A 13,788-nucleotide genomic window follows, 5' to 3' on the forward strand; every position below is an offset into this window, starting at 1 on the left:
TCGCTGTCTGTCGGTAAGCGACTCTCCGGTAGGACAAAATTGTCCGGAACAATTTTGAATGTCGCGAACGCGACACCCGGAGGGCGGCCCACAGGGAAGTGGGCCGTAAACTGCCAGGCATCAAATAGAGACGAAGCCCTCTGCGAAAGCAGAGGGCTTTTTCTTTTGTCTGAAATTCAGCCACCCTCAACCAATCTCGTGGCAAAAACATCGTGGAAGCAGAGACTGAACTGTCTCAGCCGAATTATGATGTACTGACTCTGCCGACTCTGCTGAACTCCTGATTGAGCAGCGGTGGAGCGCCTTACAGAACCTCAATAAAGCAAAAGGGCCATCCGACTGGATGGCCCCATGGCTCAGGCTGTAACCTGATGTTCTAAAGGGAGATTATATCTCCCCTGATGCTACCAGAGCGTCGTAAGGTGAAGTTGATACTCGCCCTGTTGAATCAGTAAAGTCTTCAAAATCAATGAATAACCTGAGACAGGAATGCGCGAGTTCTCTCGGACTTAGGATTAGAGAAAAACTCCTGTGGCGGTGCCTGCTCGACAATCTCACCGCGATCCATGAAGATCACCCGGTCTGCGACGGTACGAGCAAAGCCCATCTCATGGGTGACACACAACATCGTCATCCCGTCTTCGGCCAGACCAATCATCGTATCCAGCACCTCTTTCACCATTTCCGGATCCAGCGCAGACGTCGGTTCATCAAACAGCATGATCTTTGGTTTCATACACAGCGAACGTGCGATCGCTACACGCTGCTGCTGGCCACCAGACAGCTGGCCGGGAAATTTATGCGCATGTTCAGCAATGCGGACGCGTTCCAGATAATGCATGGCCAGTTCTTCCGCCTCTTTCTTCGGCGTTTTACGAACCCAGATCGGAGCAAGCGTACAGTTCTGCAGCACGCTCAGGTGGGGAAAGAGATTGAAATGCTGGAAAACCATGCCAACTTCAGTTCGTACGCGCTCGATATTACGCAGATCGTCGTTAAGCAGAGTTCCGTCAACCACAATACGACCCTGTTGATGCTCTTCCAGATGGTTGATACAGCGGATTGTAGTGGATTTCCCGGATCCTGAAGGTCCGCACAGGACGATTCGCTCGCGCGGTTTGACCGCCAGATTAATATTTTTCAGCACGTGAAACTGCCCGTACCATTTATTAACGTTTTCGAGCGTAATCATCATCGCATCGTCAGAAGGGGTAATAATTTGAGTCATTTAATTAACCTCAGTGCGGCGTACGCCCGGTGTGAAAGCGCTTTTCCAGATGCTGGCTGTAGCGCGACATGCTGAAACAAAAAATCCAGTAGACCAGTGCAGCAAAAACGTATCCCTCGGTCGACATCCCAAGCCAGGTGGGATCGACAGTGGCCTGTTGAACGCTGCTAAACAGATCGAATAACCCGATGATGATCACCAGGCTGGTATCTTTAAACAGGGCAATAATGGTATTGACCAGACCGGGGATAACCAGTTTCAAAGCCTGGGGCAGGATAACCAGCCCCTGCGTTTTCCAGTATCCCAGCGCCAGTGACTCCGCGGCTTCGTACTGGCCCCTTGGCAGCGCCTGCAGGCCGCCACGAACCACTTCTGCCACATAGGCTGATTGAAACAGGATCACCCCAACGAGTGCGCGAATAAGCTTATCGATGGTGCTCCCTTCAGCCATAAACAGCGGCAGCATAACCGAGGACATAAACAGCACGGTTATGAGCGGCACACCCCGCCAGAACTCGATAAACAGGATGCACAGCGTACGTACAACCGGCATGGTCGAGCGGCGGCCCAACGCCAACAGGATCCCCAGCGGGAGTGCTCCTGCAATCCCAACCGACGCGATAATTAACGTCAGCGTCAGTCCTCCCCACTGGCGGGTTTCAACTCGCTCCAGTCCCAAATAACCGCCGTACATCAGCAGCCAGACGACTATCGGGTAGGCGATTGCCCAGACGGCAATATAACGTCCTCTGCGTGGCAAACGATTGATGAACATCGGAACAATCGATACCAGCCCGATAATCAGGGCCAGGTTGATGCGCCAGCGTAGCTCATGCGGATACAGGCCATACATAAACTGGCCGAAACGCGCGTGAATGAAGATCCAACACGCCCCCTCCTTAGTACAGTCTGCCCGGGTGCTGCCGAACCAGTTAGCCTGGAAGACCAGCCAGTTAAGCGCCGGTGGAATAATCGACCACATTACCCACAGACAAAACAGAGTCAGCAGGGTATTGCCCCAGCTCGAAAACAGATTTTTTCTGGCCCAGGTCACCGCACGCGCAAGCGCGTTGGGGGCAGCGGGTGAAGTTTCATGAGTGACTACAGTCATAATTTTCTGTTCTCTTAGCGCTCAATGAGGGCGATCTTGCGGTTATAAATATTCATGAGCAGCGATATCGACAGGCTGATGATGAGGTAAACCCCCATGGTAATCGCGATCGTTTCGATAGCCTGGCCCGTCTGATTCAGTACCGTCCCGGCAAAGAGTGACACCATATCCGGGTAGCCAATCGCGGCAGCCAGAGACGAGTTCTTCACAATGTTGAGATACTGACTGGTCAACGGCGGAACGATGACCCGCATTGCCTGCGGAATGATCACCTGGCGCAGCGTCACCGGGTTGGGTAATCCCAGTGAACGTGCCGCTTCATGCTGACCGTAAGGAACTGACTGAATACCCGAACGGATGACTTCTGCAATAAATGAAGAGGTGTAAATTGACAGGGCAAGCGTGAGTGCTGCCAGTTCCGGTATCAGCACAAAACCACCGCGGAAGTTGAAGCCGCGCAGCTCAGGCACATCCCAGTGCATTGGGCGGCCAGCAAACAGCGATACCGCAAGCGGGAACAGGATCAGCATGGCGACAGCCGCAGGCCAGGTCCGGCGCAGCTGCCCGGTCTTCAATTGATGTGTTTTGTTAAAACGGAAGAGAGCCACAGTCACTGCCACCGCCAGCAAAACAGCGATCAGGAACGGCCAGGTTCCCGGCGCATATTCAGGCCAGGGGATGTACAGGCCACGATTGCTGACAAACGCGAGGTCGAAGGCGCTTAGTGCCTGGCGGGGGCCGGGTAAATTACGCAATACGGCAAAGTACCAGAAGAAAATCTGTAACAGCGGCGGGATATTACGAAACGTCTCAATATAGATATTAGAGATTTTACGCAGCAGCCAGTTATCAGACAATCGCGCCAGGCCAATAAAGAAGCCAAGAAAAGAAGCAAAGACAATACAGAGTGCGGAAACCAACAGCGTATTGGTCAGGCCAACCAGAAACACGCGCGCGTAGGTATCGCCTTCACTGTAATCAATCAGATGCTGGACAATACCGAAGCCCGCGCTGCGCTCCAGGAAGCCGAAACCGGAGGTAATACCGCGGTTTGCCAGGTTAATGATGGTGTTGTGGATCAGATAGCCGGCAACGAGAAGTACCGCGGCGATCGCCACGATCTGATAAAACCATGCGCGAACCGCAGGATTGCTGAATGAAAAATCCCTTTTGACGGTTGGGCGTTGAGACATGTTGAAACCTCAGCAACGGAAATTCTGATGTGGGCACCGCTGGAGCGGTGCCCGGTATTCGGAGGAATTAACGTACTGGCGGTGCGTACTGAATGCCGCCACTGTTCCACAGCGCATTCTGACCACGGGCAATTTTCAGCTGGCTGTCTTTGCCGACGTTGCGGTCAAAGACTTCCTGATAGTTACCGACCTGCTTAACAATGTTGTAAGCCCATTTATTGTCGAGCTTCAGATCCTTGCCGAAATCGCCTTCGGTACCCAGCAGGTGGGCCATATCCGGCGTGGTTGGCTTCGCCGCCATTTGATCGACGTTTTTAGAGGTGATACCCATTTCTTCAGCATTCAGCATGGCAAACAGCGACCACTTCACAATCGTGAACCAGTCATCATCGCCGCGACGCACCACCGGTCCCAGAGGCTCTTTCGAGATCACTTCAGGCAGAACGATAAACTCATCAGGCTTACCCAGCTTGATGCGCAGGGCATACAGCTGAGACTGGTCAGAGGCCAGCGTATCGCAGCGGCCTGTATCCAGCGCTTTCGCGGATTCGTCAGAACGGTCGAAGGTGACCGGGGTGTACTGCATTTTGTTCGCTTTGAAATAGTCCGCCACGTTCAGCTCGGTATCGGTACCGGCCTGAATACAGACCGTTGCGCCATCCAGCTCTTTTGCACTCTTCAGGCCCGCTTTCTGGTGGGTCAGGAAGCCGATACCGTCGTAATAGTTAACGCCGGCGAAGATAAAGCCCATGCCGCCGTCACGCGCGGAGGTCCAGGTGGTGTTACGAGACAGAATATCCACCTCGCCCGACTGCAGTGCGGTAAAGCGCTCTTTGGCGGTCAGCGGGGTGTATTTCACCTTCTCTGCATCACCGAATACCGCTGCGGCCGCAGCACGACAAACATCCACATCAATACCGGTGAACTTGCCGCTGGCATCCGCGTAGGAGAAGCCAGGCAAACCATCACTGATACCACATTGAATGAAGCCTTTCTTTTTAATGGCGTCCAGAGTGGTGCCCGCGTGGGCCTGATTGGCAACGGCAAACAGAGTTGCAGCAGCAATCAACGTGGAGAGCATCATTTTTTTCATAAAGCATCCTGTGTGGCGGGATCATATTGTTATGTTTTAACGCACGCTTTGGTGCGCTTGCCTGTCTGGCTATTCACAGCTTTGCAAAGGCAGTGCCAGGTTTGCATTACTCTGAATTCCTTGGAAAGCTTTACTAATAATCGGAAGGGGATTGAAAGTTTTATTAATATCGCGCACCGGAGCGGGGCGAAAATAGATGGTTTGGTCACAGTTGGTGCAAACAGTTTCACTATATGGAAACGCTGTGAGAAAGGTAACAATTCTGTAAGGGTTTTGTAGAAGAATAGATAAAAGCCAGCGAGGATACGCTGGCTTTCAGATTTCAGAGGGGACTATCAGTAGAGAGACGTTGCCCCAGTCGGGCGGGTTTTAAAGCGGCGATGTAGCCACATATACTGATTTGGCGCGCGCATAATCTCGCGCTCAATCACGCGGTTCATATAGGCTGCTGCCTGCTGTTCGTCATCGATCGGATAATCTTTCAGCTCCGGCTGAATAACCAGTTCATATCCGCTGCCATCTTCTTTGCGGATAAGCACCACGGTCACCATCGCCGGTTTTGCCATACGTGCCAGCATCCAGGTCCCGCTGGTGGTGGCGGCCTGAGGTACAGCGAACAGCGGGGCAAACACGCTGCCTTTCGGGCCGTAATCCTGGTCTGGAGCAAACCACACCGCTTCACCCTGTTTCAGCGCCTGAACCATGCCGCGTAAGTCGCGGCGGTTAATCATCGCCTTATTAGAGCGCATACGTCCTTTGGTCTGTACCCACTCCATCAGCTTGTTATTGTGCGGACGGTACATGGCCATCATTGGCTGGCAGAGGCCCATCGCCCGGCCGCCCAGCTCAAGCGACATAAAGTGGACGCCAATGATTAAGGCACCGCGGCCATCGCTCTGCGCTGCCTGAAGATTATGCAGGCCATTAACCTTGAACCAGCGCTTAACGCGACGATCTGACCAGAACCATGCCATTCCGGTTTCTATCAGCCCCATCCCAAGGGATTCAAAGTTTCCGACGATACGGCGTTCCAACTGATCATGATCCATGTCAGGGAAACAGAGTTCAAGGTTACGGCGGGCGATGGAAACGCGGCGCTTCATAAAGCGCATTGAGGTGCGACCCATCCAGCTGCCAAGTCGGTGTAATAACGGATACGGCAGCTGTACCAGTAAAAACAGTACGCTGACGCCAAACCAGGTAAGCCAGTAACGCGGGTGCAGATAGCCCCTCTGGAACTTAGGTGAATGCTTCATAATTACTCGTATAGCGTTAAGGGATGGTGAATCTGTATTGCATTTAAGAAACGGATAGCTGCGGTACAGTAACTCAGACACCCAATCAGGACGATGGTTTAACCGGTTTCCACTACCGGCAAAAACTTTACATTCGTGGGGCGTTACGCACTGCGGTCAGAAAGGTGAGGGCGGCGGGCCTGCGAAGGCATTTCCATTGGCGCTGAGTGTACACAGGTTACAGGCCATACAGGAAGGGGGTAAGCCGAATAATCTGAGAAGAATTTTAAGAGCGAAAATTATCAGATCGCAGTCTTTGAATTATCGACGAAAAATGGACTGCCAGATTGCCTCAGTTCCTTCAGACAAGGGTATCAATTATGCATTTTGTCGGGCCATTAAAAAAGGCGCTTCCCATGCCGAGGAGCGCCTTTTATCAAACATATCACTGATTAGTATCAGTTCATGCCGTATTTTTTCAGTTTCTTACGCAGTGTTCCGCGGTTGATACCCATCATCAGGGCTGCACGGGTCTGGTTGCCACGGGTGTATTGCATCACCATGTCCAACAGAGGCTGTTCTACTTCAGCCAGTACCAGCTCATACAGGTCATTCACATCCTGACCATTCAGTTGAGCAAAATAGTTCTTCAGTGCCTGTTTGACCGAATCACGCAGTGGCTTTTGGGTCACCTGATCCTGTGAGTTCACGGTAGATACGGTCAGTACGTCAGAATTTACGCGTTGTTCGAACATAGTTCTGTCAGCTCTTTATTTCTAATTACGCAAGATTTTCGAAGTATGCCTCCAACGCCTCCAGCTGTTCGCTGGCATCCTCAATGGCGTTGAATGTGCGCCGAAACTGGTCGTTTGGGGCATGCTCCTGGAGATACCAGGAGACGTGCTTTCGGGCAATACGGTATCCTTTGCGGTGACCATAAAAGTCGTGCAGTTCCCGTAAGTGCTCGATAAGCAAGCGCTTTACTTCAGCCAGTGGCATCGGTGCCAGCAGCTCCCCAGTGTCCAGATAATGCTGGATTTCCCGGAAGATCCACGGTCTTCCCTGAGCCGCGCGTCCTATCATCAGGGCATCAGCCCCCGTATAGTCAAGCACAGCTCTGGCTTTATGCGGGTCAGTAATGTCTCCATTCGCGATAATCGGAATGGATACGTTCTGCTTAACTGTCCGAATGCTGTCGTACTCAGCTTCGCCGTTGAACAAACAGGCGCGTGTGCGTCCATGAATTGTCAGGGCCTGAATACCGCAGCGTTCAGCCAATTGGGCAATCTCTACGCAGTTGCGGTTGTCGCTGTCCCAGCCGGTGCGAATCTTTAACGTTACCGGTACGTCAACTGCATTGACCACCGCCGAGAGGATAGACTTCACCAGCTCAGGGTGCTGCAGCAGCGCCGAACCTGCCATTTTCCGATTCACTTTTTTGGCCGGGCATCCCATGTTGATGTCAATCACCTGCGCACCAGATGCAGCATTGATGCGCGCGGCTTGTGCCATCTCTTCCGGGTCACAACCTGCAATTTGCACGGTACGAATACCTGGCTCATCACTGTGTACCATACGCAACCGGGATTTATCGCTGGCCCAGACTTCAGGGTTAGACGACAACATCTCGGATACGGTCATTCCAGCGCCCATTGAATAGCAAAGGGTCCTGAACGGCCTGTCGGTGATCCCGGCCATCGGGGCTGCAATCAATCGATTACGAAGCTGGTGATTTCCTATGCGCATGAAAAAAAAGTGACCATAGTGTGTCCGCAAGGCGGCGTATATTACGCATTTTTTCAGGAAGATGAAAGGCCAAACTTTGAACAATCCACCGCAGGCGGCCTGCGAAGGGCACTGCGCTGTCGGCCTTGATTCTTTTAATTTATATAAAACAATGAATTAAAAAAATATGCTGAAATTGTATACAAAGATTTTTCTTTTTTTGTGACCAATATAACAACATTTTTCACGCCAGATTGGGTGTTATTTGGCACATGTGACGCAAGGAACGCGCTGGCACAGTTCTAATGACCTGTGCCAGCGAAATTTTAGTGACGGATACCGGTGATGCGGCACCACTCTTCTTTCTCGGCGACCGGGTCGAGTGCGAAGGTCTCTGCATAGGCTTCACAGACGCTTGCAGCCTGGCTCGCCAGCACGCCGGAAAGTCCCAAATGACCGCCGCTTTTTGGCAACACGCTAATCAGCGGCGCCAGTTCGCGTAACGGGCCAGCAAGGATATTGGCGACCACCACATCGGCGCTCAGGTTCTCCGGCTGCTGGTGGGGCAGGTAAAGCGACAGACGGTCAGAAACGCCGTTACGTTCGGCGTTATCACGGCTTGCCTGAATGGCCTGAGGATCGATATCAATGCCGATCGCCTGTGCTGCACCCAGCTTCAGTGCCGCAATGGCCAGAATGCCGGATCCACAGCCAAAATCGATCACCGTTTTACCCGCCAGATCCAGACCATCCAGCCACGCCAGGCACAGTGCGGTGGTTGGATGCGTTCCGGTACCGAAGGCGAGGCCCGGATCGAGCATCACGTTAACCGCCTCCGGGTCCGGCACATCACGCCAGCTCGGACAGATCCACAGGCGCTGGCCAAAACGCATAGGGTGGAAGTTGACCATCCACTCGCGCTCCCAGTCTTTATCTTCGATCTGCTCGATCTTATGGTGGAAGCCCGATCCCAGCATCGGATGCTGTTCCAGGCCGGCGATCACGTCCGGCATTTCTGTTTCAGCATCAAACAGGCCAATCACGTCAGTGTCACCCCACAGGCGGGTTTCGCCCGGCAGCGGTTCGAACACCGGGTTATCGTGTGTATCCTGGAAGGTCACCGATACCGCGCCGTTTTCAATCAGTGCGTCACCCAGCTCTTCAGCATGAGCGCCGGTCGTATTAATCTTCATCTGTATCCAGGGCATAGCAATTCTCTTATTCAAACAGGGTGGAGGTCTTCTACGATTCAACGGCAGAGTGACCAAAACGGTTGCCGGCAATAAAGGCCAGCAGGCTGAGCAGCAGCGCGGGCACAATCGGATGGAAACCCATCGGCTCGATGTGCAGACTGGCCAGCAGCGTGTAGCAGACGGCACCGGCGATCATGCTGCTCAGTGCGCCAGCAGCATTGGCTTTTTCCCAGTACAGGCCCAGCACCAGCGGCCAGAGGAACACGGCTTCAAGGCCACCAAAGGCCAGCAGATTCAGCCAGATAATCATATCGGGTGGGTTCCACGCCGCCAGCAGCAGCAGCAGACCCAGCACCAGCGTCACCAGGCTGGAAAATCGTTTAAGCAGGCGTTCGTTCGCCATGTGCTCAGGCCGTATGCGCAGGTAGAGATCTTTCACGATCGTTGCCGATGATTGTAGCAGCTGGGCATTGATCGTAGACATGATCGCGGCCATCGGCGCGGCAAGAAAGATCCCAGCAGCCAGAGGCGGCAGGACTTTGATCATCAGCGTAGGGATCACCTGGTCGGGGATCGCCAGGTCCGGCAGTACGGCTCGCCCCAGCGCCCCGGCCAGATGCATGCCCAGCATCAGCACGGCGACGACGATAGTGCCGAGGATGATGGCCAGGTGAACGGCCTTGCTGTCCTTATAGGATATACAGCGCACGGCGGTATGCGGCAGGCCAATCACCCCAAAGCAGACCAGCACCGAGAAAGAGGCGAGGAAAGTCGGGGTCAGAATGTTATCCACGCCGGAAGGCGTGATCAGTCGGGGATCGATCGCTTCCAGCCGGGCAACGGCGCTGTGCATACCGCCTGCCGCGTGGATCACCGCATACAGCAGCAGAAACGTTCCCAGCAGCATCACCAGGCCCTGCATGGCATCGTTAAGCACGCTGGCGCGGAAGCCACCGAAGGCGGTATACAGCGCAATGCTGCCGCCGAAAATCAGCAGCCCGGTATCGTAAGGAATACCCGCGGCCGTCTCCAGCAGGCGCGCGCCACCGATAAACTGCACCGTCATCGCGCCGATGAAGGCAACCAGCAGGCTCAGGCTCGCCAGCCAGACCAGCAGCGGGCTGCGGTAGCGGGCATACAGCATATCGTTGAGCGTGACGGCATTATAACGACGGGCAAGAATGGCGAATTTTTTCCCCAGCACGCCCAGCGCCAGCCAGACCGCAGGAACCTGTACCATCGACAGCAGCACCCAGCCAAGCCCGTACTTATAGGCGGCACCGGGGCCACCGATAAATGAGCTGGCGCTGATATACGTTGTGGTCAGGGTCATCGCCAGTACAAAGCCGCCCATGGAACGGCTTCCGAGGAAGTACTCGGTGAGGAAGCTGCCTTCGCGGCGCTTGCGCATGGCAAACACCGACAAACCGGCGACCAGCAGCAAATAGCCAATCAGCGGTAAAACGATCTCAAGCTTCACTATCATCCTCCAGGGGAATATCGCGGAAAACCACGCGAACCATCAGCCAGCAGAGAAATATAAACAGGCCGGGGACCAGCAGGCAGGAGAGTTCAAACCAGTGTGGTAGCCCGGTGATGCCAGGGCGTTCGTCCCACAGCCAGGCCGTCAGCACCCAGCAGGCAAGGTAAGCAACCGCCAGCCAGAACGACCAGCGCGCTTCTTTATTGGCCTGTAGAAAACGCGTATCCATCCGTATCTCCTCAGAGTGACGGCAAAGGTTGTTTCATGCAGGGATAGCAGAGTAAAGGCTCATGACCCGGCAATACCTTCAGAAGTGACTTACGGGGAAGGAGAATGGGCCTGACGATGCAGGCCCACGAGCAGGCAGGATTACTTCTCTTGCAGGCCGAGTTTCTTCTCCAGATAGTGGATGTTGGTCCCACCGTGCTGGAAGTTCTCGTCTGACATGATTTTCATCTGCAGTTCGATATTGGTTTTGATACCGTCGATAATCAGCTCCGCCAGCGCATTTTTCATGCGGGAGATCGCCACATCACGGGTTTCACCGTAGGTGATGAGCTTGCCAATCATCGAATCATAGTACGGCGGCACGCTGTAACCGGCATAGATATGCGATTCCCAACGCACGCCAAAACCACCTGGCGCATGGAAGCGGGTGATCTTGCCCGGGCTTGGCAGGAAGGTGTTCGGATCCTCGGCGTTGATACGGCATTCAACCGCATGGCCGCGAACGATCACTTCTTCCTGTTTGATTGACAGCGGCTGACCGGCAGCGATACGCAGCTGCTCTTTGATCAGGTCCACGCCGGTGATCATTTCGGTTACCGGATGCTCAACCTGAATACGGGTGTTCATTTCAATGAAGTAGAACTCACCGTTTTCAAACAGGAACTCGAAAGTACCCGCACCGCGATAGCCGATATCCACACAGGCTTTAGAACAGCGCTCGCCGATGTAGCGACGCAGCTCTTCAGTGATACCCGGTGCTGGCGCTTCTTCCACCACTTTCTGGTGACGACGCTGCATGGAACAGTCGCGCTCGGCCAGATAGATGGCGTTGCCCTGACCGTCCGCCATCACCTGAATTTCGATGTGGCGTGGATTTTCCAGGTACTTCTCCATGTACACCATGTCGTTGTTGAAAGCCGCTTTGGCTTCCGCTTTCGTCATGCTGATGGATTGCTCCAGATCTTTGTCGCTGCGCACTACGCGCATACCGCGACCGCCGCCGCCGCCGGAAGCCTTGATAATGACCGGATAGCCAATGCGTTTCGCAAAGGCGCGGTTTTTATCCATGTCTTCGGTCAGTGGACCGTCGGAACCGGGAACGGTAGGAACGCCGGCTTTCTTCATCGCGGTGATGGCGGAAACTTTATCGCCCATCAGGCGGATGGTGTCCGCTTTAGGTCCGATAAAGATAAATCCGGAACGCTCAACCTGCTCGGCAAAGTCAGCGTTCTCAGAAAGGAATCCGTAACCTGGGTGAATAGCCACCGCACCGGTGATTTCCGCCGCAGAGATCAGCGCCGGAATATTCAGATAGCTTTTTACCGACTGAGCGGGGCCGATGCAGACGGTTTCGTCCGCCAGCAGCACGTGCTTCAGATCGCGATCCGCAGTGGAGTGTACGGCAACGGTTTTGATGCCCAGCTCTTTACAGGCACGCAGAATACGCAGCGCAATCTCACCACGGTTAGCAATTACAATTTTATCAAGCATGGTTCGCCTCGTTATTCGATGACTACCAGCGGCTCGTCAAATTCAACTGGCTGACCGCTTTCGACCAGGATCGCTTTCACTACGCCGGACTTATCGGCTTCGATCTGGTTCATCATTTTCATCGCTTCAACGATGCACAGAGTGTCGCCGGCGTTAACTTTCTGGCCAATTTCAATGAAGGCTTTGGCATCCGGGCTTGGGGTACGATAGAAGGTACCTACCATTGGAGAGCGCACGATGTGGCCACTGATCTCAGGAGCAGCTGGCGCTTCCATTGCCGGTGCAGTAGCAGGAGCAACGGCGGCGGCCAGAGCGGGCTGCGGCTGCATCATTGGCGCAGCGTAGGCCTGCTGCATCATTGGATAGCCAACATTAGCCGGGGAACGGCTGATACGAACTGACTCTTCGCCTTCAGAGATTTCCAGTTCAGCGATGCCTGATTCTTCAACCAGTTCGATCAGTTTTTTAATCTTACGAATATCCATAAGTGTGGTTCCGTACTCTGTTTAATTAGATGGTGACAGGCGTTTTACCGCTGTCTGTAAAGCCCAGGAATAACCGTCGACGCCAAGTCCACAGATCACGCCGGCAGAAATATCAGAGAGATATGAATGATGGCGAAAAGGCTCGCGGGCATGCACATTTGACAGATGAACTTCGATAAACGGGATACTGACTGCCAGCAGCGCATCACGCAGTGCTACGCTGGTATGGGTGAATGCCGCCGGATTGATGACGATATAATCGACATTGCCTTTCGCTTCATGTATGCGATCAATCAACGCATGTTCCGCATTGGACTGGAGATGGCTCAGGGTAACGTTCAGCGCTGCAGCCTGTGCCGTCAGATCGCTGACAATCTCGCCCAGCGTCGTGTGGCCGTACTTTTCCGGCTCACGCGTACCCAGCAGATTCAGGTTGGGACCGTTCAAAAGGAGTACATGAAACTTATCCGTCATCTTGCTGCTATCTCCTGCGATAATTGAGGCATCGCACAAAATACATCGCCAAAGCCGTTTTGTCACCTCATTCAGATGAAATTTGATGCTGGCTGGCGAACGAAGTCGGGCATTATAACGATATCAACGCAATTAGCAGCTAAATACTGGTCTTATCAGCGAAGATGATCCACCGCGCAGTGAAAAAAAACGCCGTTCGCTTCTCCTGATGTGACAGAGAACACGCTATCTGCGGGGCGTAACCCGTCACCATGGCCACCACTTGCGGAAGGTTTTATATCGAAATGCCAGCAGGATCGCGGCAAGTAGCGCATAAATCCACGGCTGTGGCGAAAGCACCTTAACCGACCAAAGATAGTGAACAGGTGCCAGGATTGCCACCAGATAGACGGTGTAATGCAGCGTTTGCCAGCGCTTACCCAGGCGGCGCTGGGCTTTCTGGAAGGAGGTGGCGGCCAGCAGCATCAGGATAATCCAACTGATGACGCCCAGTGTCAGATACGGCCGGGAAATCAGTTCTGAACCCAGCAGGCCAATGTTGTCGATCCCCAGCTCCAGCAGGGAATAGCTGAGCAGGTGCAGGGTAGCCCAGGCAAAACACCACAGACCCAGCAGACGACGCACGCGGATCAGCAGGGGTTGCTTACCGTAGCGAGCGAGCGGGGTCACGGCCAGGCTGGCCAGCAGGAACTTCAGCGCCATTCTGCCGGTGAAATGCTGGATATCCTTCGCCGGGTCGGCACTGAACCAGCCCTGATCGAGTGAGAGCAGCAGCCAGAGGAACGGCAGGAAACCCGCCAGATGCAGCAGAACCTTGAGGGCGGTTATTTGTTTCGCATTAAGGCGCAT

General features: G+C 53.9%; 14 protein-coding genes. All 14 read right to left on the minus strand.

The genetic code is table 11. From position 1 onward, the window contains the following. Nucleotides 1–466 precede the first annotated feature (466 nt). Nucleotides 467–1,228: an amino acid ABC transporter ATP-binding protein gene (locus tag PGH32_RS16870; protein WP_105592870.1), complete on the minus strand. Its 762-nt coding sequence runs from the start codon at nucleotides 1,226–1,228 to the stop codon at nucleotides 467–469. 10 nt (nucleotides 1,229–1,238) lie between these two features. Further along, on the minus strand, nucleotides 1,239–2,339 hold the full coding sequence (locus PGH32_RS16875) for an amino acid ABC transporter permease (protein ID WP_314424646.1): 1,101 nt from the start codon (nucleotides 2,337–2,339) through the stop codon (nucleotides 1,239–1,241). A 14-nt stretch (nucleotides 2,340–2,353) separates the two neighbouring features. Next, nucleotides 2,354–3,532 (minus strand): amino acid ABC transporter permease, encoded by a 1,179-nt coding sequence (locus PGH32_RS16880; protein WP_337894646.1) that lies wholly within the window; start codon nucleotides 3,530–3,532, stop codon nucleotides 2,354–2,356. Between the two features lie 67 nt (nucleotides 3,533–3,599). Continuing rightward, nucleotides 3,600–4,625, minus strand: coding sequence for an amino acid ABC transporter substrate-binding protein (locus PGH32_RS16885; RefSeq protein WP_314424641.1), 1,026 nt, complete (start codon nucleotides 4,623–4,625; stop codon nucleotides 3,600–3,602). Nucleotides 4,626–4,960: 335 nt separating this feature from the next. Continuing rightward, nucleotides 4,961–5,881, minus strand: coding sequence for a kdo(2)-lipid IV(A) palmitoleoyltransferase (lpxP, locus tag PGH32_RS16890; protein ID WP_314424638.1), 921 nt, complete (start codon nucleotides 5,879–5,881; stop codon nucleotides 4,961–4,963). 437 nt (nucleotides 5,882–6,318) lie between these two features. Beyond that, nucleotides 6,319–6,615, minus strand: a complete 297-nt coding sequence (gene fis, locus PGH32_RS16895) for a DNA-binding transcriptional regulator Fis (protein ID WP_000462905.1) — start codon at nucleotides 6,613–6,615, stop codon at nucleotides 6,319–6,321. Nucleotides 6,616–6,640: 25 nt separating this feature from the next. Then, the gene (dusB, locus tag PGH32_RS16900; RefSeq protein ID WP_105592875.1) at nucleotides 6,641–7,606 is read right to left on the minus strand and encodes a tRNA dihydrouridine synthase DusB; all 966 of its coding nucleotides are present in this window, start codon (nucleotides 7,604–7,606) and stop codon (nucleotides 6,641–6,643) included. Nucleotides 7,607–7,911: 305 nt separating this feature from the next. After that, nucleotides 7,912–8,793 (minus strand): 50S ribosomal protein L11 methyltransferase, encoded by an 882-nt coding sequence (prmA, locus tag PGH32_RS16905; protein ID WP_337894647.1) that lies wholly within the window; start codon nucleotides 8,791–8,793, stop codon nucleotides 7,912–7,914. Nucleotides 8,794–8,827: 34 nt separating this feature from the next. Continuing rightward, nucleotides 8,828–10,258: a sodium/pantothenate symporter gene (panF, locus tag PGH32_RS16910; RefSeq protein ID WP_314424610.1), complete on the minus strand. Its 1,431-nt coding sequence runs from the start codon at nucleotides 10,256–10,258 to the stop codon at nucleotides 8,828–8,830. Beyond that, nucleotides 10,248–10,490: a YhdT family protein gene (locus tag PGH32_RS16915; RefSeq protein ID WP_105592878.1), complete on the minus strand. Its 243-nt coding sequence runs from the start codon at nucleotides 10,488–10,490 to the stop codon at nucleotides 10,248–10,250. Before PGH32_RS16915 ends, panF begins: the two co-directional genes overlap by 11 nt. A gap of 140 nt (nucleotides 10,491–10,630) precedes the next feature. Then, a complete protein-coding gene (accC, locus tag PGH32_RS16920; protein WP_314424607.1) occupies nucleotides 10,631–11,980 on the minus strand; it encodes an acetyl-CoA carboxylase biotin carboxylase subunit in 1,350 nt (449 codons plus the stop codon). A gap of 11 nt (nucleotides 11,981–11,991) precedes the next feature. Next, nucleotides 11,992–12,465 (minus strand): acetyl-CoA carboxylase biotin carboxyl carrier protein, encoded by a 474-nt coding sequence (gene accB, locus PGH32_RS16925; protein WP_314424604.1) that lies wholly within the window; start codon nucleotides 12,463–12,465, stop codon nucleotides 11,992–11,994. 21 nt (nucleotides 12,466–12,486) lie between these two features. Next, nucleotides 12,487–12,939 (minus strand): type II 3-dehydroquinate dehydratase, encoded by a 453-nt coding sequence (aroQ, locus tag PGH32_RS16930; RefSeq protein WP_105592881.1) that lies wholly within the window; start codon nucleotides 12,937–12,939, stop codon nucleotides 12,487–12,489. Between the two features lie 246 nt (nucleotides 12,940–13,185). Further along, nucleotides 13,186–13,788 (minus strand): protein-methionine-sulfoxide reductase heme-binding subunit MsrQ, encoded by a 603-nt coding sequence (msrQ, locus tag PGH32_RS16935; RefSeq protein WP_314424667.1) that lies wholly within the window; start codon nucleotides 13,786–13,788, stop codon nucleotides 13,186–13,188.

It is taken from the genome of Erwinia sp. SLM-02 (assembly GCF_037450285.1).
In the GTDB taxonomy this organism is placed as follows: domain Bacteria; phylum Pseudomonadota; class Gammaproteobacteria; order Enterobacterales; family Enterobacteriaceae; genus Erwinia.